A 23312-nucleotide genomic window follows, 5' to 3' on the forward strand; every position below is an offset into this window, starting at 1 on the left:
AGGGGAGCCCGCACCCGGGCGACGGACCGGTCCGGCGGGTGGCTCGCCCGTCCTGGACGGCTCGTCCGTCGGGGACTGCTCAGCCGTCGTCACGGGCCAGCACCGAGTGGGTGCGGCCGTAGGCCAGGTAGATCGCCATGCCGACCAGGAACCACACGCCGAAGCGCACCCAGGTCTGCCACTGCAGGTAGGTGATCAACCACAGGCTGAAGGCCATGCCCACGAGCGGCACCACGGGCACCCACGGGCAGCGGAAGGTACGGGGCAGGTCGGGCCGGGTGCGCCGCAGCCGGACGACCGCGAAGCAGACCACCACGAAGGCCAGCAGGATGCCGATGTTGGTGAGCTCGGCCGCCTCGGCGATCGGCATGAGCCCGGCGATGAGGGCGGAGGCGACGCCGACGATCCAGGTGACCCGGGTGGGGACGTGACGCACCGGGTCGGTCTTGGCGAACCACGCCGGCAGGAGCCCGTCACGGCTCATGGCGAACCACACCCGGGTGACGCCGAGCATGAAGGTGAACAGCACGCTGAGGATGCCGACGACGGCGCCGATCGCGATGACGGTGCCGAGCCCGCTCATCCCGGCATGGGCGAAGGCCGCGGAGAAGCCCGCCGTGGGGTCGATCTCGGTGTAGCTCTGGATGCCGGTGAGCACCAGGCAGGCCAGGACGTAGAGCACCATCGAGATGGCGAGCGAGTAGATGATCGCCCTGGGCAGGTGGCGCCGGGCGTCGACCGACTCCTCCGCGGCCGTGGACATCGCGTCGTAGCCGAAGACCGCGAAGAAGACCGTGGCGGCGCCGGTCATCGCGCCGCCCAGACCGGCGGGCGCGAAGGGCGTGTAGTTGGCGGTCCGGATCCGGAACGCACCCACGACCACCACCAGCAGCACGATCGCGACCTTGAGGGCGACGACGAGGGTCTCGAAGCGGGCGGCGTTCTTCATGCCGCGGGTCAGCAGGTATGCCGTGAACAGGCACAGGAGCATCGCGAACAGGTCCACCCGGTGGCCGGGTCCGGTGCCGGGGGCGCCCATCATCCACGCGGGCGGCGTGAGGTGGAGCTGGGCGAGCAGGTAGGTGAAGTAGCCCGAGATGCCGATGGCGACGACCGCCACGATCGCGGTGTACTCGAGCAGCAGGTCCCACCCGATCGCCCAGCCGACCACCTCCCCCAGCACCGCGTAGCCGTAGGTGTAGGCGGAGCCGGCCTGGGGGATCAGGCCGGCGAACTCGGCGTACGACAGCGCGGCGGCGGCCGAGGCGATCCCGGCGATCAGGAAGGAGATCAGCACCGCGGGGCCGACCCCGAGTCCACCTTCGGCCCCGCTGGCGACGGTGCCGGCGAGGGTGAAGATGCCGGCCCCGATGATGCCCCCGACCCCGATGGCCGTGAGCTGCCAGAGCCCGATCGAGCGGCGCAGGCCGCCGGCCTCGGTGCCCTCGGTGAGCTGGTCGACCGGCTTGCGGCGCCAGATGCCCTGCCCGTTCGAGATGTTCGTGGTCATGTCCCGTGCTCCGTCCGGTCGCCGTGAGGTGACCGCAGGTTATGTCGGGCCGTTCTCGGCTGCAGGGCGACACGACCGGCGCGTCCCGGTGCGCGGTGACGCCCGCGACGGGGCGACCGCGGCGCCGGATCGCGCCAGGTCGGGCGGGGCGCCCGCTCAGGGCTGGGGCTCGCGGACGGTGACCCCCTCGCGGACGGCCCGCCCGGTGACCTCCGCGCCGCTGACCAGCGCGCGCTTCCACGGCGGGACCCCGTCGATCTCGATCTCCAGGGAGAACGACAAGAAGGTGCGGATCAGCACGATCAGCCCCAGGGTGGCCACGGATCGCAGCGTCGGCTCCACGGCGACCGTGCGGACCAGGTCGGCGGCCACGAGGATCTCCAGCCCGAGCAGGATCCCCCCGCCGAAGGCCTCGCGGAACAGCCGGTAGGCCCGGCGACCGTCCCGGGTGACGAGCAGGACGCGGACGGCGATGAGGGTGGCGAGGACCAGCCCCGCGACCAGCACGCCGGATCCGGCGATCTCGAATCCGGTGGCGATGGGCTCCAGCACGGGTGCTCCTCGGGGACGGCCCGGCCGTGGTCTCCCGGGTGACGGTGGCCCCGTCACGATAGGCCCCCGGGGTCCCGGACGGGGCTGTGACCTGCGGCGGGTCGTCGAAGGCGAGGCTCGTGCCCCGGGGGCGCGAGCGCCGCCTCGGGCCAGCGCCGCCTCAGACCAGTGGGAGCAGCAGCAGCTCGTCGGCCCGCCGGAAGCCCAGCGATGCGTACAGCTCGCGGGAGATCTCGCTGGGATTCAGGACCAGCCGGACCATCCCCCGCTCGCGGGCGTGGTCGATGAGGGCGCCCATCAGTGCGGTCGCGACGCCGCGCCGACGCGCCTGCGGCCGGACGTAGAGCTGCGCCACGTAGCCCCACCGGCCCGGCGGCCGACCGAGGTCCGGCATCCGGGTGTACTCGAGCAGGCAGACGAGGCCGACCGCCCCCTCCTCGGCATACGCCCCCCACAGGACGCGCGAGTCACCCTCGGCCCGCAGCCAGTCCCGGATCCGGCGCCGCAGCTCGTCCAGGTCGCCGTCGCCTGCGCGGTCGTGCGCCCAGGAGGCTCGCAGCGCGACCACGTCGTCCAGGTCGGCGGGGTCGTCGAGCGGGATCAGCCGACGGATCTGCATGGCCCGACCCTAGGGCCTGCCGCCGCATGCCGCCGCGCGGCGCGGGCACGAAGAGGGGCTCCCACCCGTCCGGCGCGGACGGGTGAGAGCCCCTCGGCCGTGCTCAGGCCGTGGCGGACCGACCCAGCTGGATCGTGTGCTCGCCGACACGGCCGTCGACGACCTCCACCTCGCAGCTGACCGGGGCATGGCCCGAGGCGGTCAGCAGATAGCGACCGGCCGGGACGTCGGCCAGCCGGTATCCCCCGTCCGGCGCGGTCCGGGCGCGGGCGGCGACCACGCCGGACCCGTCGGTGAGCGTCACGACCGCCCGGTCGACGGGACGCTCGTCGGTGGCGTCGACGACGCGGCCCTCGAGGGTCCCGCGGGGCGCCAGGACCACGTCGTGGACCGTGCTCCGGGAGCCCGCGACCGGGACCGCGTGCGCGGCCGGCCGGTGGGTCCCGGCGAGGACGGTGAGGACGTAGGAACCACCGTCGAGCTCACCGAAGGCGTACTCCCCCTGGCTCGTCGTGACCTGGCGCTCGACGACCTCGCCGGTGGCGTCGGCGAGCACGACCTGGGCGTCGGGGACCGCCCAGGTGTGGTCGCCCTCGGTTCCCCGCTGCAGGACGCGGCCGGTCAGGCGAGCCGTCCCCCGCAGCAGGACGTCGTGGCGCACCGGGCGCGACCCGACCTCGCGCAGCGAGGCGCTGGGGGTTATGCCGTCGGCGGACGTGATCACCAGGTAGGAGCCGCCCGACCCGAGCGCCAGGTGGAAGGATCCGTCGTCGGCGGTGCGGGTGCGTCCGACCTGGCGGCCGGAGGCGTCCGTGACCGTCACCCAGGCGGCAGGGACGGGGGGACCGCTCGTCCGCCGGACGACCCCCTCCAGGGCAGGTCCGAGCGCCGCGACGGGGTCCGCCGCGGCGGAACCGGCCGTGGTCAGGTCCGTGGGCGGCAGCGCATCGGTGGCGTCGGCGGGCGCCACCGCGACGAGGGTCCGCGTGGCACCACCGGTGCGGGACTGCACCACGCCCTCGCGCTCGCGCCACTCGGCACGGGTCAGCCGCTCCTCGTGGTCGTGGTCGGCCGGTGCGTTCCACACCTGCTCCACCCCGGTCTCCTCGGGCCGGCCGACCTCGGGCAGCGGGGTGCGCCGCAGCTCGGTCTCCCGGATGAACAGCGTGATCAGGAAGGCCACGAGGGCGAACGGCGCCGCCGCGAGGAAGACCTCGGACAGCCCCTGACCGTAGGCCACCTGCACGATCGACCGGATGGGGGTGGGGAGCGCGGTGACGTGCGGCAGGCCGCCCCCGAGCGCCGAGCCCGGGTCGATCCGGGCCGCGGTGAAGCCCTCGACGAGGTGGTCCTTGACGCGGGTGCCCAGCAGGGCCCCCAGCGCCGACACCCCGATGGCACCGCCCATGGACCGGGCGAAGGCCACGAAGGAGGAAGCGGCGCCCAGGTCGCTCGGGGGGACCTCGTTCTGCACGGCGAGGACGAGGTTCTGCATCATCATGCCCAGACCGGTGCCGAGCAGGAACATCCACACGGCGACGATCCAGTACGTCGTGTCGTGCGCCAGCAGGCCGAGCAGGCCCAGGCCGACGGTCATCAGCAGACCGCCCGTGCACAGCCAGGCCTTCCACCGACCGGTCCGGGTGATGACCTGTCCGGAGATCGTGGACGACACGAACAGCCCGAGGATCATGGGCATGGTGGCGATACCGGCCTCCATGGGCGACTGCGCCCGGGCGAGCTGGAAGTACTGCCCCAGGAACACCGTGCCCGCGAACATGCCGATGCCGACGAACAGGCTGGCGAGGGAGGACAGGACGATCGTCGGCTTGCGGAAGAGCCGCAGCGGGATCATCGGCTCGGGGGCGACCTGCTCGGCCATGACGGTCAGTGCAAGGAGCACGATGCCCCCGCCGACCATGGCGCCCGTCTGCCAGGACCACCAGTCGAAGCTGTCCCCGGCGAGGGTGACCCACACGAGCAGCGACGAGACTGCGCCGGCGAGCAGGATGGCCCCCAGGTAGTCGATGTGCACCCGACGCCGGACGGTGGGCAGATGCAGCGTCCGCTGCAGCACGACGATCGCGAGCACGGCGAAGGGCACCCCGACGTAGAAGCACCAGCGCCAGGACAGGTGCTCGGTGATCGCACCGCCGATCAGCGGGCCGGCCACCGTGCCGAGGGCGAAGGTCGCGCCGAGGTAGCCGGAGTACCGACCGCGCTCGCGCGGCGACACGATCGTGGCGAGGATGACCTGGCTGAGCGCGGTGAGGCCGCCGGCCCCCAGGCCCTGGAAGACGCGCATCGCGATCAGGGTGCCCATGTTCTGCGAGAGGCCGGCGGCCATCGAGGCCGCCGCGAACAGGACGAGGGCGAGCTGCACCAGCAGCTTCTTGCTGACCAGGTCGGACAGCTTGCCCCAGATCGGGGTGGAGATGGTGGTCGCGAGCAGGGTGGCGGTCACGACCCAGGTGTAGCCGGACTGGGAGCCGTGGAGCTCGGTGACGATGGTGGGCAGCGCGTTGGAGACGACCGTGGAGGACAGGATCGCGACGAACATGCCGAGCATCAGTCCGCTCAGCGCCTCCAGGACCTCCTTGTGGGTCATGCCCGGCTCGAGGGTGGTCGGGGAGGGGGTCTCCCGGTGGGCGGCCGGGGGCGGCACCGTCGGCGGGGCCGCCGACGGGGAGGGGATCTGGGACCGGGTGGTCTGGGTCACGGGGCCTGCGCTTCCTGCTGCGTGGCGGGGGTGGGGCCCGCGTCGTCGAGGGCTGCCCGGATGGCGTGAACAACCGTACACCCCCCGGAAGAAATCCTTCCACTTCTCAAGCGAGGGATCACCCGGTCCGCCTAGGCTGATGGGGTCGTCCGACCGGGACGGCCCGAGCCGACCAGGGAGGACGTCATCACCGAGGACCGTCTGCCGGACCACCCGCTGCGCGCCGACGCCGAGCGGCGCCGCCGAGCCATCCTCGAGGCGGCCTACGAGGCCTTCACCGAGCAGGGCCTGGACGTCCCCATGGACCGGATCGCCCGGGCCGCCGGCGTCGGCGTCGGCACGCTCTATCGGCGCTTCCCGGACCGCACCTGCCTCGTCGTGGCCGTGACGGAGCACCACCTCGGCGCCGTCGTCGCGACCGCGCGCACCGCGGTGGCCGAGGCGCCGTCCGCCTGGGAGGCCCTGGTGGCGCTCCTGGGTGGACCCGCCCACATCCTCACCCTGCGACGGCAGCTCGCGCGGCACCCCGTCCTCGCCGAGGCGGTGCGCGCGGACGCCCGCATCCGCGCGCTGCAGGCAGACCTCGTCGTGCTGCTGGGCCGCGTCGTCACGGCCGCCCAGGCGGAGGGAACCCTGCGGCCCGACGTCGACGTCGCGGACGTGTCCCTGCTGATCGGCTCGGTCCGTCGCGGGGTCCTGCCCCCGGGGCCGGACGCGGACCGGGCGCGCGAGCGGCTGGACGGGCTCGTGCTCGACGCCCTCGCCACCGGTCCTCGGGCGCCGATGCCCGGGGCGCCGCTGGGCGCCCAGGTGCTCGGGGTCGTCCCGGGCGGGTGACCGCCCGCGCACGCCGGCCGCCCGGCCCCGCGTCCGGTGCCCGCGAGCCCCTGCCCCCGGGCGCGGACCCTGCTCAGCGGGTGGGCGACTCGCGATCGGGGTCGTTGAGGTCGCCCGGCCCGGTCGTCGCCGACACCGCGTCCGCCTCGACCGTCGCCGGAGCGCCCGAGGCCGCCGCCGCGAGCGGGTCGCCGCAGCCGCGCAGCGCCTGGGTCGCCGGGTTGGCCACCGTCAGCGGCAGCAGCGTGCGCCCGGTCGGCCCGGTCTCGATCGTCGTGCCCATCGTCATGCAGACCCCGCACTCGAAGCACGGCGTCCACCGGCAGTCCTCGACCTCGGTGAGGCTGAGTGCGTCCTGCCAGTCGTCCCAGAGCCACTGCTTGTCCAGCCCGGAGTCGATGTGGTCCCAGGGCAGGACCTCGTCCTCGTCCCGCTCGCGCTGGGTGTACCACTCCATGTCCACGCCGGTGCCGGCCAGCGCCTCGGCGGCACAGCGCAGCCACCGCTCGTAGGAGAAGTGCTCGCTCCAGCCGTCCATCCGGCCGCCGTCGCGGTAGACCGCCTCGATCACCGCGCCGACGCGCCGGTCGCCGCGGGACAGCAGGCCCTCGACCTGGCCGGGCTGGCCGTCGTGGTAGCGGAACCCGATCGACGAGCCGTAGCGCCGGTCGGAGCGGATCGCGTCGCGCAGCTTGGCCAGCCGGTCGTCGATGGCCTCCGGCGACAGCTGGGAGGCCCACTGGAAGGGCGTGTGCGCCTTCGGCACGAAGCCGCCGATCGACACGGTGCAGCGGATGTCCTTGCGGCCGCTGACCTCTCGCCCGGTCGCGATGACCCGCCTGGCGAGCTCGGCGATCTGCAGGACGTCCTCGTCGGTCTCGGTGGGCAGACCGCACATGAAGTACAGCTTGACGTTGCGCCAGCCCGCGCCGTACGCCGCGGACACGGTCGAGATGAGGTCCTCCTCGGACACCATCTTGTTGATGACCTTGCGGATCCGCTCCGAGCCGCCCTCGGGGGCGAAGGTCAGGCCCGAGCGGCGACCGTTGCGGGTCAGCTCGTTGGCGAGGTCGATGTTGAAGGCGTCGACGCGCGTCGACGGCAGCGACAGCGAGGTGTTGGTGCCCTCGTAGCGGTCCGCCAGCCCCCGCGTGATGTCCCCGATCTCGGTGTGGTCGGCCGAGGAGAGCGACAGCAGCCCGACCTCCTCGAAGCCCGTCGCCGCCAGGCCCCGCTCGACCATCTCGCCGATGCCCGTGATGGACCGCTCGCGCACCGGGCGGGTGATCATCCCCGCCTGGCAGAAGCGGCACCCGCGCGTGCACCCGCGGAAGATCTCCACGCTCATCCGCTCGTGCACCGACTCGGCCAGCGGGACGAGCGGCTTCCTCGGATAGGGCCACGCGTCCAGGTCCATGACGGTGTGCTTGGCGACCCGCTCGGGCACCCCCGGCGCGGTGGGCGTGACCGCCGCGATGCGGCCGTCCGGCAGGTAGCTCACGGCATACAGGCCGGGCACGTAGACCCCACCGGTGCGGGCCAGCTCCAGGAGGATCCCCTCGCGCCCGCCCGGGCGGCCGGCGGACTTCCACGCCGACACCAGGTCCGTGACCCGCAGGACCGCCTCCTCGCCGTCGCCGACGATCGCGCAGTCCACGAAGTCCGCCATCGGCTCGGGGTTGAAGGACGCGTGCCCGCCCATGACCACGATCGGGTCGTCGACCGTGCGGTCCGCCGCGTGCAGCGGGATGCCCGCGAGCTCCAGCGCCGCCAGCAGGTTGGTGTAGCCCAGCTCGGTGGCGAAGGAGATGCCGAACAGGTCGAAGTCGCGGACCGCGCGGTGCCCGTCGACGGTCAGCTGCGGTATGCCGGCCTCGCGCAGCCGCTCCTCCATGTCGCGCCACACCGAGTAGGTGCGCTCGGCGAGGGCGTCGGGACGCTCGTTGAGGACCTCGTAGAGGATCATCATCCCCTGGTTGGGCACGCCCACCTCGTAGGCGTCGGGATACATCAGCGCCCACCGGACGGTCAGCTCGGCGCCGTCGGGGCCGTGGCCGCCGCAGTGCCAGTCCTTGACCTCGGAGTTGAGCTCGCCGCCGACATACTGGATCGGCTTGCTGACCTGCTCCAGCAGCGGCTCGAGGGCCTCGTAGTGCGAGGCGCCGGGGGCGGTGGGGGTCACGGTCATGCCTCCAGGGTAAGGGCGGCCTACCCCTGGACACCGCCCGGAAGCCGCACGAGTCTGACAAGGTGGGAGCCGACGGGGCGAGGGGGACGTCACAGGCCCGAGCCCGACCGCAACCGCCATGCACGCGAGGAGACCCCGATGACCGAGCCGCTCACCCCGCCGCCCGCCGCCGCCGAGCCGGCCCTGCGTCTGGAGGCACCCCCGGCCCCCGCCCCCGTCCAGGCCACCCAGGCCCCCAAGATGGCGCCCGCCGTCCCGCAGGAGGCCATGCCCGGCCTCGACGCCAAGGTCGAGGACTACCTCACCGCCCTGACGAGCGCCCAGGCCAAGAGCCCGGAGTTCGAGGCCAGGGCCGCCGACGTGCGCACCATGGGGGACGCCGAGATCCGCCAGGCCGCCGAGTCCTCCAACCGCCTGCTCAAGACGCCCGTCAAGGCCCTGCAGGAGGGCGGTCTGTCCGCCGAGTCCGGCGTCGGCAAGACCTTGCTCGACCTGCGCCGCACCGTGGAGGACCTGGACCCCAGCCAGGCCAAGGGCCCCAGGAAGATCCTCGGGATGATCCCCTTCGGCGACAAGGTCACCGACTACTTCCGCAAGTACGAGTCCGCCCAGGGCCACCTCGACGGCATCCTGCAGTCGCTCAAGAACGGCCAGGCCGAGCTGCAGCAGGACAACGCCGCGCTCAACCAGGAGAAGCAGCAGCTCTGGGCCACCATGGGCATGCTCAACCAGTACGTCTACGTCGCCGAGCGCCTGGACGCCAAGGTCTGCGCCCAGATCGCCGAGCTGGACCTGTCCGACCCGGACAAGGCCAAGGCGCTGCGCGAGGACGTGCTGTTCTACGTCCGGCAGAAGCACCAGGACCTGCTCACCCAGCTCGCGGTGTCGATCCAGAACTACCTGGCCATCGACATCGTCATCAAGAACAACATCGAGCTCATCAAGGGTGTCGACCGGGCGTCCACCACCACGGTCAGCGCCCTGCGCACCGCCGTGATCGTCGCCCAGGCGCTCAACAACCAGAAGCTCGTCCTGGAGCAGATCACCGCGCTCAACCAGACCACCTCGACGATGATCGAGCGCACCTCAGAGCTGCTGCGCGACAACTCCGTGGAGATCCAGAAGCAGGCGGCCTCGGCCACCATCGGGCTCCCCCAGCTGCAGGCGGCCTTCCAGAACATCTACGCCACCATGGACTCCATCGACACCTTCCGCAGCCAGGCGCTGGACACCATGGCCACCACCATCGGCACCCTGGAGGGCGAGGTCGCCAAGTCCCAGGAGTACCTCGCCCGCGTGAAGCAGACCGACGAGCGCCGCGCCGCGGGCTCCCTCGAGCTGGGCCGGTGACCGGCTCCACCCTCGCCGCCGCGGTCGACGCCCTCGCCGGCGTCGGCCGCGCGGCCGGTCTGGACGAGGGACAGGTCCGCGCAGAGGCGCTGGCCCTGTCCGCCGCCGTCCTGCAGACCGCCTCCCCCAGCCAGGTCCACGCCGCGTGGGCGAGCAGCACCGGCCGCACCACCACCGACTTCTTCGACCTCGCGCCCCGCGGGCGGCGGTATGCCGTCAGCCCCACCCCGCTGCTCGACCGGCTGGCTCGGGAGGGCCACCCGCAGGCGGGCGCCTACGCCCGGGCGCTCGCCGAGGTCGCGGCGGCGGCGTGCACGGTGCCGGGCGCCGACGCCGCCGCGGTCGGCCGGGCCACGACGAGCGGGCAGGCGCAGCTCGCCGCTGCGGCGTCCCCTGCCGGAGCCCCCGGCGCCGGACCAGCTCCTGCCGGCCCCACCTCCGACGCGCTGCGCGAGCAGCTGCGCTCGCTGGAGAACGCCACCCTGGAGGCCCTGCGGCGGCTGCCGGCCGGGCTGCGGCCGGGCGCTCCCGGCTCCCCCACCACCCACCTCGGCGAGCCCGTCGGCCCCGGACCCCTGCCCCCGGGCGGCGACCCCGGTTCGTCCGGGCCCCCGGGTGGACCTGCCGGACCCGGCGCCCCGTCCGCGGACCAGGGTGCCGCTCCAGCCACGCCCGGGACCGAACCGGCCGCCGCCGCCGGCATACCCCCTGCCCCGGCGGAGCCGGAGAAGTCCCTGGACGAGCTCCTCGCCGACCTCGACGCCCTCGTCGGCCTGGCCGCCGTCAAGCGCGAGGTCCACCGTCAGGTCGCGATCCTGCAGATGGAGGCCAAGCGCGAGAAGGCCGGGCTGCGCAGCGCCACGATCACCCGTCACCTGGTCTTCACGGGCAACCCGGGGACGGGCAAGACCACGGTCGCCCGCCTCGTCGGGGGGATCTATCGCGCCCTCGGCCTGCTGAGCACGGGCCAGCTGGTGGAGGTGGACCGCTCCGAGCTCGTCGCGGGCTACCTCGGCCAGACGGCCACCAAGACCGCGGAGGTGGTGCGCAGCGCCCTCGGTGGCGTCCTGTTCATCGACGAGGCCTACTCCCTCGGGGGCGACCGGTACGGCACCGAGGCCGTAGACACGCTCGTCAAGGAGATGGAGGACCATCGGGGAGACCTCGTCGTCATCGTCGCGGGCTACCCCGAACCGATGCGCGGGTTCATCGCCACCAATCCCGGTCTGGCGAGCCGGTTCTCGACCACCGTAGAGTTCGAGGACTACACCGACGACGAGCTCGTCGGCATCCTGCAGGAGCTGGCGTGCAAGAACGACTACGACCTGGGCGAGGCGGCCGTGACGAGGTTCCGGGAGATCCTCGCCGCGACCCCGAGGGGCGAGGCCTTCGGCAACGGGAGGTTCGTCCGGAACGCCCTGGAGGCGGCGATCGGCAGGCACGCGTGGCGCCTGCGCGACGAGGAGGAGCCCACCGTCGAGCAGCTGCGGACCCTGGAGCCGCAGGACCTCGAGGACCGCGACGGCGTGGACCTGGGCGTGGACTGAGCCGCCCCGGGACCACCGGGTCGCGGGCCGGGCTGGTCCTCGTCCTGGACGGGATGCGTCGCCGTCGGACCCCCCTGCTCGCGGGAGCGGGGCTGCTCGCGGTGGGTGCGTGGGTGGTGCCCGCGCACCTGCCCGCCGGGGCCGTGACCGGGGCCCTGTCGCTCCCCTTCCAGCCCCCGACGACCCCGGTCACGACCACGGCGACCGACCGCACGGTGGTGGCCCTCGGCGACTCGGTCGCCGTCGGCGAAGGTCAGGAGAGCCCGGCCTTTCCCCAGCGCCTGGCCGACCGGCTCTCCCGCAACGGCCCGCCGGTGACGGCCCTCAACCTGGGCGTGGACGGGCAGACCGCGGCAGACCTCCTCCAGGCGGTCCGCCGCGACCCTGCGATCCGCCGAGCGATCACGACCTCCGACCTGGTGGTGATCACCTCGGGGGCCAACGACGTGCTCGACCTGTTCGGCGAGACGGCGGACCAGGACTGCGGCGCCGCGTGCATCGATCGCGCGGCCCAGGGCGTGCAGCAGCGCATCACCGCGGTGCTGCACGAGGTGCGCTCGCTCCAGGGTCGTCACGGTGCCCGGGTCATGGTGACGACCTACTGGAACGTCGGCCTCGACGGGCAGGTCGCCCGCCAGGCCGAGACCCCGCAGATGTACGCCTGGACCGACCGGCTCACCCGCGCCGTCGACCGGCGCCTGTGCCAGGCCGCGGCCGACGAGGGCGCCACCTGCGTCGACCTCTACGCGCCGTTCAAGGCCGCGGGGGACCCGACGCCCCTGCTCGCCGAGGACGGCGACCACCCGAGCCCGGCCGGGCAGCAGCTCATCGCCGACCAGATCGCCCGCGCCCTGTCCTGAGACCAGGCCGGGGCCCCTGCGGGGGCCGCCGTCAGCGCCCGGGCTTGCGACGGACGTGGACCTGCGGGCAGACCAGGCCACGACGGTGCCGTCCGAAGCCACGACGTCGTTGTCGAACCACACCAGCCCTTGCACCCACCCTCGGTCGCCCGGCGGAGCTCGGCGAGGTGCCCGTCGGTGAGCGTGCTCGTGCTTCCTGGCACGACGCCACCATCCCCGACGACCGCAGCCCCCGGACACGCCGGGGCGGTTCACTCCCCTGCGAAGGGGATGTCGTCGGACGGAGAGTGCCAACTCGGTCGCACCAGGGCGCAACCGGACGTCGACCGCACAGCGCGTGGCCGGGCGCTCAGCCGGGGACGATCGAGGACAGCACCGCGCGGCAGCGGGCGACGTCGTCGGCCATCACCGCGAGCAGCTCGTCGACCGACCCGAAACGCAGCGTGGGCCGCAGGTGCTCGACGAGCTCGACGGCCACGCGCTCGCCGTAGAGGTCCAGGTCGGTGCGGTCCAGGACGTAGGCCTCGACGCGGCGCTCGGTGCCGTCGAAGGTCGGGTTGGTGCCCACGGACACGGCTGCCGGCAGCGCCCGGTCGGCGTCGCCCGCGCCCCGGTCCAGACGCACCAGCCATCCGGCATAGACCCCGTCGGCGGGCACCAGGCCGTAGGCGTCCGGGCTGAGGTTGGCCGTGGGATAGCCGAGCTCGCGCCCTCGGTGGTCGCCGTGGACGACGGTGCCGACCACCCGGTGGGGCCTGCCGAGCACCGCGGCGGCGCCCGCCACGTCCCCGGCGAGCAGCTGCTCCCGGACCATGCTGGAGGACCAGCGGCGGTCGTCGCCCCGGTCGGACAGGGTGACCACCTCGAAGCCGTGCCGCTCCCCCAGCTCGCGCAGGGTCCCGGCGTCGCCGCAGTTGCGGCGGCCGAAGCGCACGTCCTCGCCCACGACCACGGCGCAGGCGTGCAGGGCGTCGACGAACACCGTCTCGACATACTCCTCGGGGGTCATCGCCGCCAGCTCGCGGGTGAACTCCTGCACGAGCACCGCGTCCAGGCCGACCTCCTCGAGCAGGTCGAGACGGTGCTCCAGGGAGGTGACGGCCACGGGGGCCCGGTCCGGGTGCAGGACGGCGACGGGGTGCGGGTCGAAGGTCACGGCGACGGTCTGCGCGTCCCGCCCGGCGGCGAGCTCCAAGGCGGCCTGCAGGACGGCCCGGTGGCCGCGGTGGACCCCGTCGAAGTTGCCCAGGGTGACCACGGTGGGGCCGAGGTCAGCGGGGATCTGGGACAGGGAGCTCCATCGATGCACGGGCCAACTCTAGTCGCCGTCGCGGTGCCGCCGACCCAGGTCGGCGAGCACCTGTGCCCGGCGGGTGGCGGCGGGCAGCGACAGCTCTCGCAGGAGGTCCACGGAGTCCGCATGACCCAGCTCCGTCAGCGCCGCGATCTCGGCCTCGACATCGGCGGGCGACTTGTTCTGCGAGAGCTTGGCCTTGGCGACCCACCGGGTGAGCCGGACCTCCATGCCGACGACGGCGCGCAGCTGCCCGTCGAACCACCGCTGCGGCGCCCGGTCCGTGGTCCACGGCCGCTCCTGGCCGCCCTCGTGGCGCCGGGTGAGTCGCTCGACGGCGTCGCGCAGCCAGGCGGGGTCCTCGTGGGCGACCAGCTCGCCGTACGCATGGACCGTGAGGTAGTCCCAGGTCGGGACCACCCGCCCGTGCTCGGTCGTGGACGGCAGCCAGCCGGGCGAGACGTAGTGGTCCGGGCCGCGGAGCAGCACCAGCGCCTCCCCCGCACCCGTGTGCCGCCACTGCGCGTTGGTGCGCGCGACGTGGGCGACCAGCGAGCCGCGCTCCCCCGCGTCGGGGTCGTAGAGCCACGGCAGCGGCGTCGCCTCCAGGCCCTGGTCGCCCTGCGTCACGAGCTCGCCGAAGCTGAGCCGGTGGAGCAGCGCGCGGACCTGGTCGTCGGAGAGGGCGAAGTGGGCGGGGACGTACATGCCGACCATCGTGGCAGCCCGGCCGCACGCCGACGCACCCGGCCCACCGCCACGCCCGCCCCCCACCTCAGGTGCGATAGTTGGCCTCGATCTCCTCGGCGAACCGCTCGGCGACGACCGTGCGCCTGAGCTTCATGCTCGGCGTCAGGTCACCCTCCTCGACGGACAGGTCCCGCGGCAGGATCGTGAACCGTTTGATCGTCTCCCAGCGGTTGAGCCCGGCGTTGAGCTGGTCGACGTAGCCCTGGACGAGCTCGCGGACCTCGGGCGCGGCGACCACCTCGGCGTAGCTGCGTCCGGCGAGCCCGTGTCGCTGCGCCCAGGACAGGATCGCGGTCGGGTCCAGGGCGACCAGCGCGGTGGCATAGCTGCGCCCGGCACCCTGCACGATGAACTGGCTCGCGTAGGGGCACAGCCCCGTGAAGTGGGTCTCGATGATGGCCGGCGCGACGTACTTGCCCCCGGAGGTCTTGAAGACGTCCTTCTTGCGATCGGTGATGCGCACGAAGCCGCGCTCGTCGATCTCGCCGATGTCCCCGGTGTGGAACCACCCGTCGACGAGCACCTCGGCGGTCAGCTCGGGTGCGTTGTGGTAGCCGCGCATCACCCCTGGCCCCCTGACCAGCAGCTCGCCGTCCTCGGCGGTCCGGATCTCGGTGCCGGGCAGCGGCCACCCGACGGTGCCGAAACGGTAGGACCCGGGCGTCGGGCGGTTGACGCAGGTGGAGGCGGCGGTCTCGGACAGCCCGTAGCCCTCCACGACCAGCAGGCCCACCGCCGCGAACCAGCGCGCGATCTCCGGTTCCAGCCGCGCCGACCCGGACACCATGACCCGCACCCGGCCCCCGAAGCGGGCCCGCACCTTGGCCAGGACCAGCCGGTCGGCGAGCTGGTGCTGCAGCTGCAGCGCCGCGGGGAGCGCCTCACCGCGCTCCTGGAGCTCGGCCACCCGTCGGCCCACCCCCAGGGCCCAGGCGGCGATCCTGACCTTGTGCGGTGAGCCGTCCTGCAGCACGGCGGAGATCGCGGCGTGGGCCTTCTCGAAGATCCGCGGTGCCGCTGCCATGAAGGTCGGCCGGACGACCTCCATGGTGGCGACGATCCGGTCCACCCGACCGTCGATGGCGGTGACGAAGCCGACCTGGTAGGCCAGGGACAGCATGAGCTTGCCGAAGACGTGCGACAGCGGCAGCCACAGGAGCTGTACGTCCTCGCGGCCGAGCAGGTGCACCGCGTCGACGCAGGCCCCCTCGTAGACCAGGGAGTCGTGGGTGAGCATCGCTCCCTTGGGCCGGCCGGTGGTGCCGGACGTGTAGATCAGGGTGGCCAGGTGCTCGCGTCGGGTCTCGTCGACGGCCCGGTCGACGAGCTGCGGGTCGCGGGCGAGGGCCTGGCGTCCGCGGGCGGCGAGCTGGTCCAGGGTGAGCACCCAGTCCCCGTCCGCCTCGCCCTCGAAGGTCACCACCTGCCGCACGTCCGGCAGGTCGGCGCGGTGCTCCCGCAGCTTGGCGACCTGGGTGTCGTCCTCGGCGAAGACGACCGTGCTGCCCGAGTCGGCGAGGATGAAGGCCACGTCGGCCGCCGACGTGGTCGGGTAGACCGTCGTCGTGGCCGTGCCGGAGCACATGACCGCCAGGTCGGCCAGAGCCCACTCCAGCCGGGTCGTCGAGGCGATCGCCACCCGGTCCTCGTGCTCCAGCCCGAGGTCGAGCAGGCCGGCCGCGAGCTCCCAGGCGCGGTTCTTGACCTCCTGCCAGGTGAGGGTGATCAGCTCGTCCCCCCGGAGGTGCTGGAAGGCGGGGCGGGTGGCGTCGCTCGCCACGCGCTCCCGGAAGAGGTGGCCGATGCTCTCGGCACGACCCTCGATGACCGGCCAGTCGACGGCCTCGTCCCGGGCGGAGTTCAACGGCATGGGCTCTCCTCGACGGTGAGGGGCGGTCGGGCGCCGCCGCAGCGGTCTCGGGATCCTGCCTGGTGGCCGCCGTCGGCGCAGCCCGGGCCCCCGGCGAGTCGTGTCAGCGGGCGCAGATCCACCCGTATGCCGAATCGCGTCGGCCCACGGCGCCTGCTCGGGGCTGTCGGCGCCGCCGCCCGCACCCGGGACGTTGGCCGAAGCACGTTGCCGCCTGCGAGAATCCACCCATGACCGACATGGATAGCAGCGCTCCCTCCTTGGCCGAGCGGTTGCGGGGGGAGCTGCGGTCACGGATCGTCGACACCCGGTTGCGCCCGGGGGCCGTCCTGCTGGAGAAGGCCCTCGCCGAGGAGCATGCCGTCTCCAAGACGCCGGTGCGCGAGGCCCTGCAGATGCTCGCCGTCGAGGGCTGGGTGCAGGTCATCCCCCGTCGCGGCTACACCGTCAGCAGCATGGGCTTCCACGACATCCGCGAGGTGATGGAGCTGCGCCGCGCCATCGAGCCGACGGTGGCCGCCAGCGCCGCCGCGACCGTCACCCGTGACCTCGTCGACGACCTGGAGCGGTTGCTGGACGGTCAGCGCTCCGCCACCAGCCACGCGCGCGCGGTCAGCGCTGCCGCGGCGTTCCACCGCCGGATCGCCCAGGCCGCCCGCAACCACCGGGCCCAGACGACGCTGGACCGCCTGTTCGCCGAGAGCGAGCGGGCGCACGCCCTGCTGCCGCCCCTGGCCGCCGCCATCGCCGACACCGAGGTGGCGGCCCACCAGGACGTGGTCGACGCGATCCGCTCGGCCGACCCCCGGCGCGCCGAGACCGTCATGCGCCAGCACCTGGTGCAGGCCGAGAGCGCGATCGTGGCGGCGCACTACCACTGAGCACGCCCTGTCCCTCGGGCACGGGCATGCCGGGCAGGACCGCCGTGCGGGCCGGCCCGCGCGGCGACGAGGACCAGGCCGGACCCGGACGGCCCGGAGCCGCCGAGGACGCAGGTCAGGCAGGGGCCAGCACCACGTGGCTGCGCGCCTGCGTCTGCGTCTCGTCCAGGATCGCCACGAGACGCCCGTCCGGCGCCAGGGCCGCCACGACCGGGGTCCCCACCAGCGCCGACGGCACCCGCCGGCCGTGGCCCACCGCGCGCACCTCGTCCGCGGTCAGCTCGTGGACCGGGAACTGGGCCCGGGCCGCGGTGGCCAGGTCCAGCAGCGGCAACGGCGGGAGCAGCTCCCGGGGCAGACGCCGGGTCTCGGGGTCGGTCTCGCGCACCCGGGCCAGGGCGGCGTCGTGCTCGAGCAGCACCGCAGCCGGCGACAGCGCGCGGGTGAGGTCGTAGCCGCCGACCCGGGTGCGCCGCAGCGCCGTCAGGTGACCCCCGACGCCGAGGGCGGCGCCGAGGTCGCGGGCGAGCGCCCGGACATAGGTGCCGGACGACACGTCGACGGAGACATCCAGGTCATAGGCCACCTCGCCCGCGACCCGCTGGTCGTGGATCTCGAAGCGGGAGACGGTCACCGGCCGGGCCGCGAGCTCGACGGCCTCGCCGGCCCGGACCCGGGCGTAGGACCGCTGCCCGTCCACCTTGATCGCCGACACGGCGCTCGGCACCTGCTGGATCTGGCCGGTGAGCCGGGCCGCGGCCGCCGAGACGATCTCGGGAGTGAGCTGCGCGACCGGGGCCGTGGAGATCACCTCGCCCTGCGCGTCGTCGGTCACCGTGGCCTGCCCGAGCCGGATGGTGGCGTCGTAGGTCTTGTCGCAGCCCACCAGGAAGGTCAGCAGCTTGGTCCCCCGTCCCAGCCCGAGCAGCAGCACCCCGGTGGCCATCGGGTCGAGGGTGCCCGCGTGGCCGACCTTGCGGGTGCCGGCCAGCCGGCGCACCTGGGCGACCACGTCGTGCGACGTGACGCCGGCAGGCTTGTCGACGACCAGCAGCCCGTCCGGTCCGTCCTCGCGAGCACCCTTGGCCATCAGGCGCGCTCGCCCTCTTCGCCGTCGATCTCCGCCACCCGGCCGACCTGCTCGGCGCCGGGCTCGACCGGCTCCTCGTCCGAGACGGGCTTGCGGTAGGGGTCGGCGTCGCCGGCAGGGGTGGCGCCCTCGCGGGCCCGGGCGAGCTCGGCGTCCCGCTCGCGGGCCTTGCGCAGGGCCTCCTCGAGCTGGGAGGAGGTCTCGGGCAGGGCGTCGGCGATGAACTCCAGGGTCGGCGTCAGCCGGATGCCGAGCGCCTTGCCCACGTGGGAGCGGATCCGGCCGAGGTTCTCCTGGAGCACCTCGGCGGTGGCCTCACGCTCCTCGTCGCTGCCGAACACGGTGTAGAACACCGAGGCGTGCTGGAGGTCACCGGTGACGCGGACGTCGGTGAGCGTGACGAAACCGAGGCGCTCGTCCTTGAGCCGGTGCTCGAGGTACTCGGCAGCGACCACCTTGATGCGGTCGGCGATCTTGCGTGCGCGTGCCGGGTCGGCCATGGCGATGCCCCTTCGTTGTCGGGTCGGTCCCGGAGGCGGGTGCCTCCGGGCAGAGGTGTGTCAGCCCTTGCGGGCGACCACGATGTCGCGGTCGATGGACGCGTCCACGCGGTGTCGCAGACCACCGTAGCCATCCTGGTCGACCACGGTCAGACCGTGGCGCTCCAGCAGCGCGTGGGTGTCCTCGACCGGGGCGACGTGCCGGTTGACGGCCAGCCCGATCGCGCCGCCGGTGCGCAGGGCGCGCAGCCACCCGGGCAGAGCCAGGTCGAGCAGCTCCAGCGGGCTGCGGTCGAGCCGCGCGCCGTGGGACCCGTGCTGGACGCCGTACGGCGTGTCCGCCACGATCACGTTGGTCTGCGCCGCGGGCAGCAGTCCCTCCAGGCGGGTCGTGTCCACGCCCAGGTAGGTCACCCGCTGGGTGCGTCCGGCCTGGTGGTCGTCCTTGCTGGCGGCGAGCTCCACGTCCAGGCGGCGGCCGAGCGTCCTGCCGTGGCGGCGCACCTGCCCGGCCGTGGCCTTGTGCTTGAGCCGGTGCTGGCGCAGGTAGGTCGTGAGGAAGGCCTGGTAGGCCTCCAGATCCTTGACGTCCAGGTCGATGCCGGTGACGTCGAGCCCCAGGGTGATGGCGGTGTTGAGGGTGGTGCCTCGCCCGCACATCGGGTCCAGGACGGTCAGGGTGCCGTCGAGGAGACGCTCGGGCCAGGCGGTGGCCATGGCGGTGACCGTCAGCAGGGTCCGGGTGAACTGCTCGTTGGTCTTGCCCTGGTACTTCTGGATGGTCACCAGGTCGGAGGGGAAGCGGTCGGGCCGGTCCAGGGCCACGGGACGCAGCAGCGGCATCGCGCCGGCGGGGTCCGTGTCGGCCCCGGCGGGCGGGCCCGGCTCGGCTTCTTCCACGGCATACAGCGCCTGTATGCCGGACAGCACGCCGACCGCCCGCAGCGCGACGCCGGCGAGGGGCTCGGCGGTGCGGAAGCCGAGGTAGTCGACCCCCGCAAGGGTGCGGACCGCCACGTCGTCGATCCCGGGCACGAGCGCCCCGGCCACGCAGGTCAGCTCGGCCGCCATGATGCGCGGGGCGTCCGCGGCGTAGACCCGGTTGTGCGACGGCGACACGAGGGCGAGGTAGGACGTCATGCTGATCCTTCTGGCTCGCCCGGGCAGGCCTCGGGCTCGCGGGTCAGGGTGGGGATGGCCGAGGGGCCCGGGCCGTCACAGGTCCGGGCCCCTCGATCACCTGGCGCGGTGCGCGTCAGTCGCGCGGCTTCTCGCGCATCTCGTAGGTGGCGATCAGGTCGCCGAGCTGGAGGTCGTTGTACGACCCCAGGTTGATGCCGCACTCGAAGCCCTCGCGGACCTCGGTGACGTCGTCCTTGAACCGTCGCAGACCGGCGACCTCGACGTTCTCGGCGACGACCACGCCGTTGCGGGTGATGCGGGCCTTGGCACCACGCTTGATCTCGCCGCTGCGGACGATGGACCCGGCGATGTTGCCGAACTTGCTGGAGCGGAAGATCTCGCGGATCTCGGCGGTACCGAGCTCCACCTCCTCGAACTCCGGCTTCAGCATGCCCTTGAGCGCGGCCTCGATCTCCTCGATGGCCTGGTAGATCACCGAGTAGTAGCGGATCTCCACGCCCTCGCGGTCGGCGTACTCGGCGTTCTGCCCCTCGGCGCGCACGTTGAAGCCGATGATCACGGCGTTCGAGGCGACGGCGAGGTTGATGTTGTTCATCGTGATCGCGCCGACGCCGCGGTCGATGATGCGCAGGTCGACCTCCTCGCCCACGTCGATCTGCAGCAGGGCGTCCTCCAGGGCCTCGACCGAGCCGCTCGCATCACCCTTGAGGATGAGGTTGAGGGTCTCGACCTTGCCCGCCGCGAGAGCCTCGTTGAGGTCCTCGAGGGAGATCCGCTTGCGCGACTTGGCCAGGCTGGCCTGGCGGTCCGCGGCCTCCCGCTTCTCGGCGATCTGGCGGGCGGTGCGGTCGTCGGGGGCGACGACGAAGGTGTCGCCGGCCCGCGGCACGGAGGCCAGTCCGAGCACCTGGACGGGCCGGGAGGGAGTGGCCTCCTTGACCTGCTTGCCGTGCTCGTCGAGCATCGCGCGGACCCGGCCGTGGGCGGAGCCCGCCACGATCGCGTCGCCGACGCGCAGGGTGCCCTGCTGGACCAGGACCGTCGCGGTGGCACCGCGACCACGGTCCAGGTTGGCCTCGATGGCGACGCCACGGGCGTCGGTCTCGGGGTTGGCCCGCAGGTCGAGCGCGGCGTCGGCCGTCAGCAGCACGGCTTCGAGCAGCGCGTCGATGTTCTGCCCCTGCTTGGCCGAGATGTCGACGAACATCGTCTCGCCGCCGTACTCCTCGGCGATCAGGTTGTACTCGGTCAGCTGCTGGCGGACCTTGGCCGGGTTGGCGCCGTCGACGTCGATCTTGTTGACGGCCACCACGATCGGGACGTCTGCCGCCTGGGCGTGGTTGAGCGCCTCGATCGTCTGGGGCATGACGCCGTCGTCGGCCGCCACCACGAGGATCGCGATGTCGGTGACCTTGGCACCACGGGCACGCATGGCCGTGAAGGCCTCGTGACCGGGGGTGTCGATGACGGTGAGCTTGCGGTCCACGCCCTCGTGCTCGACGGCCACCTGGTAGGCGCCGATGTGCTGGGTGATGCCGCCGGCCTCGGTCGCGATGACGTTGGCGTTGCGGATGGCGTCCAGCAGGCGGGTCTTTCCGTGGTCGACGTGACCCATGACCGTGACCACCGGGGGCCGGGCCTGCAGGTCGTCCTCGTCCTCCTCGTGCTCGAGGTCGATGTTGAACGACGCGAAGAGCTCCTGCTCCTCCTCCTCGGGGGAGACGACCTGGATGTCGTAGCCGAGCTCGGCGCCGAGCACCTTGAAGGTGTCCTCGTCGAGGGACTGGGTGGCCGTGGCCATCTCACCGAGGTGGAACAGCACCGTGACCAGCGAGGCCGGGTTGGCGTTGATCTTGTCGGCGAAGTCGGTCAGCGACGAGCCGCGACGGACCCGGACCACCGTCGTGCCGTTGCCGCGGGGGACGGAGACGCCACCCAGCGACGGGGCCTGCATCTGCTCGAACTCCTGGCGCTTCGCACGCTTGCTCTTGCGACCGCGGGCCGGCTTGCCTCCACGACCGAAGGCACCCTGCGTTCCGCCGCGACCGGCGCCACCACCGGGACGACCGCCACCGGGGCGCGGGCCGAAGCCACCGCCACCGCCAGGAGCGCCGCCACCACCGGGGCGGAAGCCGCCACCGCCAGGGCCGCCACCGGGACGACCGCCGCCGCCACCGCGGGCGGGACGCTCGCCGGGACGGGGGACGGACGACCGGCTCGGCATCGCGCCGGGCGTCGGGCGGGGACCGCCGGGACGCGGTGCGGCTGGACGGGGTCCGCCCGGACGCGGGCCACCCGGGGCTGCGGCGGCGCCGGCAGCGCCACCCGCACCGGCAGCGCCCCCGGGACGCGGCGCCTGCGGGCGGGGCATCCCCTGGGAGGGGGCGAAGGGGTTGTTCCCTGGGCGGGTGTTGCCTTGCACACCGGCCGGACGCGGGGCACCCGGACGGGGGGCGTCGCTCCCCTCGCGGGCGGGACGCTCACCCCGCTCGGGACGCTTCCCCATGCCCTGGGAGGGGGCGAAGGGATTGTTGCCGGGGCGCGGGGACCCGCCCTGACCACCGGGACGCGCGCCGGGGCGCGGGGTACCGGCCTGGGGACGAGCCCCAGGAGCGGCCGGCGTGCTCTTGGCCGCGGGCCGCGGGCCGGGGGTGGCGCCGGGACGCGGGGTGACCCCAGGAGCAGCAGGAGCGGCCGGCGCCGCGGCCTTCGGTGCCGGAGCGGCGTTCTGGGGCGTGGAGCTCTCGGGCGTGGGCGCAGCCTCGGCAGCCGGGGTCGCCGGGGCCGGGGCGACCGGGGTCGCCCGCGGACCGGGAGTCGGACGCTGCGTAGAGGTCGACGCCGCTGCGGGAGCAGCGGCAGGGGTGCTCGGGCGCTGGGTCGGCGCCTCGACGGCCGCGGCGGCGGCCGGCTTGCGGGCCGGCCCGGGGGTGGGACGCGCCGAGGAGCTGCTCGGCGCGGGGGCGGGCTTGCCGCCGGAGGGGGCTGACGCGGACGGCTTCGTGCCACCGGCCAGCTCTGCCGGGAAGGACTCCCGGATGCGGCGCACGACCGGCGCCTCGATCGTCGAGGACGCCGCGCGGACGAACTCTCCTTGGTTCTTGAGGTGCTCGAGCAGAACCTTGCTCTCGACTCCGAGCTCCTTCGCGAGCTCGTAGACCCGGACCTTAGCCACAATTCTCCTTGATCTCGGTCCGGGCGGGCGCGGAGGTGATCCTCCGCCGGTCGCGGACCGCCGTTACTGCTGGGGGCTGTTCATCGCTGAGTACTCATCGGGTGCTCATAGCGTCAAACCCGCTTTCGGTTCTTGGACGGTGCTGTCGCGCGCCGGTGGTCACCGACCCGCCTCCTGCTGGTCGTGGGCGCCCCGGACCCAGGTCCGCAGCAGCTCGACGTCCACGTGCACCTCGGCTCGGAGGGCACGTGCGAACGCCTTGCGTCGCAGGGCGAGGTCCAGGCAGGCGACGTCGGGGTGGAGCCAGGCACCACGTCCCGGCAGTCGCTTGCGCGGGTCGGGAGTGACGAGCAACCGCCCGTCGCCGCCGACCACGGCGACCGCTCTCAGGAGAGCTGCCCGGTCAGCCACCTGCCGACAGCCCACA

General features: G+C 73.5%; 18 protein-coding genes. 5 read left to right on the top strand and 13 right to left on the bottom strand.

The window, feature by feature from the left end:
- Positions 1-79 precede the first annotated feature (79 nt).
- From ACK2IS_RS10910 to ACK2IS_RS10925, 4 genes are all read right to left on the bottom strand, one after another.
- Positions 80-1510, bottom strand: a complete 1431-nt coding sequence (locus tag ACK2IS_RS10910; protein WP_409483355.1) for an amino acid permease — start codon at positions 1508-1510, stop codon at positions 80-82.
- Positions 1511-1666: 156 nt separating this feature from the next.
- Entirely contained in the window at positions 1667-2062 is a 396-nt protein-coding gene (locus tag ACK2IS_RS10915) for a DUF1622 domain-containing protein (RefSeq protein WP_409483356.1), read from the bottom strand.
- A 160-nt stretch (positions 2063-2222) separates the two neighbouring features.
- On the bottom strand, positions 2223-2681 hold the full coding sequence (locus ACK2IS_RS10920) for a GNAT family N-acetyltransferase (protein WP_409483357.1): 459 nt from the start codon (positions 2679-2681) through the stop codon (positions 2223-2225).
- A gap of 103 nt (positions 2682-2784) precedes the next feature.
- The gene (locus ACK2IS_RS10925; protein WP_409483358.1) at positions 2785-5400 is read right to left on the bottom strand and encodes an MFS transporter; all 2616 of its coding nucleotides are present in this window, start codon (positions 5398-5400) and stop codon (positions 2785-2787) included.
- Between the two features lie 249 nt (positions 5401-5649).
- On the opposite strand from ACK2IS_RS10925, the gene ACK2IS_RS10930 reads away from it, so the two are divergent.
- The gene (locus ACK2IS_RS10930; RefSeq protein ID WP_409485666.1) at positions 5650-6237 is read left to right on the top strand and encodes a TetR/AcrR family transcriptional regulator; all 588 of its coding nucleotides are present in this window, start codon (positions 5650-5652) and stop codon (positions 6235-6237) included.
- A 73-nt stretch (positions 6238-6310) separates the two neighbouring features.
- On the opposite strand, the gene ACK2IS_RS10935 is transcribed toward ACK2IS_RS10930, so the two are convergent.
- Complete coding sequence (locus ACK2IS_RS10935; RefSeq protein WP_409483359.1) at positions 6311-8425, bottom strand: TIGR03960 family B12-binding radical SAM protein; 2115 nt, start codon at positions 8423-8425, stop codon at positions 6311-6313.
- 138 nt (positions 8426-8563) lie between these two features.
- Between ACK2IS_RS10935 and ACK2IS_RS10940 the strand changes: the two genes are divergently transcribed.
- From ACK2IS_RS10940 to ACK2IS_RS10950, 3 genes are read left to right on the top strand one after another with little or no spacing between them, the layout of a single operon-like run.
- Positions 8564-9775, top strand: a complete 1212-nt coding sequence (locus ACK2IS_RS10940) for a toxic anion resistance protein (RefSeq protein WP_409483360.1) — start codon at positions 8564-8566, stop codon at positions 9773-9775.
- The gene (locus ACK2IS_RS10945) at positions 9772-11322 is read left to right on the top strand and encodes an AAA family ATPase (protein ID WP_409483361.1); all 1551 of its coding nucleotides are present in this window, start codon (positions 9772-9774) and stop codon (positions 11320-11322) included. Before ACK2IS_RS10940 ends, ACK2IS_RS10945 begins: the two co-directional genes overlap by 4 nt.
- Positions 11323-11375: 53 nt before the next feature.
- Positions 11376-12182 (top strand): SGNH/GDSL hydrolase family protein, encoded by an 807-nt coding sequence (locus ACK2IS_RS10950; protein WP_409483362.1) that lies wholly within the window; start codon positions 11376-11378, stop codon positions 12180-12182.
- 349 nt (positions 12183-12531) lie between these two features.
- On the opposite strand, the gene ACK2IS_RS10955 is transcribed toward ACK2IS_RS10950, so the two are convergent.
- The 3 genes from ACK2IS_RS10955 to ACK2IS_RS10965 form a co-directional block, all read right to left on the bottom strand.
- The gene (locus tag ACK2IS_RS10955) at positions 12532-13491 is read right to left on the bottom strand and encodes a bifunctional riboflavin kinase/FAD synthetase (protein ID WP_409483363.1); all 960 of its coding nucleotides are present in this window, start codon (positions 13489-13491) and stop codon (positions 12532-12534) included.
- Positions 13492-13500: 9 nt separating this feature from the next.
- Positions 13501-14184: an FMN-binding negative transcriptional regulator gene (locus tag ACK2IS_RS10960; protein ID WP_409483364.1), complete on the bottom strand. Its 684-nt coding sequence runs from the start codon at positions 14182-14184 to the stop codon at positions 13501-13503.
- A gap of 67 nt (positions 14185-14251) precedes the next feature.
- Entirely contained in the window at positions 14252-16096 is a 1845-nt protein-coding gene (locus ACK2IS_RS10965; protein ID WP_409483365.1) for an AMP-dependent synthetase/ligase, read from the bottom strand.
- A gap of 230 nt (positions 16097-16326) precedes the next feature.
- Between ACK2IS_RS10965 and ACK2IS_RS10970 the strand changes: the two genes are divergently transcribed.
- A complete protein-coding gene (locus tag ACK2IS_RS10970; protein ID WP_409483366.1) occupies positions 16327-16977 on the top strand; it encodes a GntR family transcriptional regulator in 651 nt (216 codons plus the stop codon).
- Positions 16978-17092: 115 nt separating this feature from the next.
- Here ACK2IS_RS10970 and truB read toward each other — a convergent pair whose 3' ends face one another.
- From truB to ACK2IS_RS10995, 5 genes are all read right to left on the bottom strand, one after another.
- The gene (gene truB / locus ACK2IS_RS10975) at positions 17093-18067 is read right to left on the bottom strand and encodes a tRNA pseudouridine(55) synthase TruB (RefSeq protein ID WP_409483367.1); all 975 of its coding nucleotides are present in this window, start codon (positions 18065-18067) and stop codon (positions 17093-17095) included.
- Complete coding sequence (rbfA, locus tag ACK2IS_RS10980; protein WP_409483368.1) at positions 18067-18567, bottom strand: 30S ribosome-binding factor RbfA; 501 nt, start codon at positions 18565-18567, stop codon at positions 18067-18069. Before rbfA ends, truB begins: the two co-directional genes overlap by 1 nt.
- 60 nt (positions 18568-18627) lie before the next feature.
- Entirely contained in the window at positions 18628-19707 is a 1080-nt protein-coding gene (locus ACK2IS_RS10985; protein WP_409483369.1) for a TRM11 family SAM-dependent methyltransferase, read from the bottom strand.
- Positions 19708-19822: 115 nt separating this feature from the next.
- On the bottom strand, positions 19823-22885 hold the full coding sequence (gene infB / locus ACK2IS_RS10990) for a translation initiation factor IF-2 (RefSeq protein WP_409483370.1): 3063 nt from the start codon (positions 22883-22885) through the stop codon (positions 19823-19825).
- A 159-nt stretch (positions 22886-23044) separates the two neighbouring features.
- Positions 23045-23296 carry a YlxR family protein gene (locus ACK2IS_RS10995; RefSeq protein ID WP_409483371.1) on the bottom strand — a complete coding sequence of 84 codons (252 nt, stop codon included), beginning with the start codon at positions 23294-23296 and terminating at the stop codon, positions 23045-23047.
- Between the last annotated feature and the right edge of the window lie 16 nt (positions 23297-23312).

The sequence above is a fragment of the Arsenicicoccus dermatophilus genome (assembly GCF_046267915.1).
Taxonomy (GTDB): Bacteria; Actinomycetota; Actinomycetes; order Actinomycetales; family Dermatophilaceae; genus Arsenicicoccus; species Arsenicicoccus dermatophilus_A.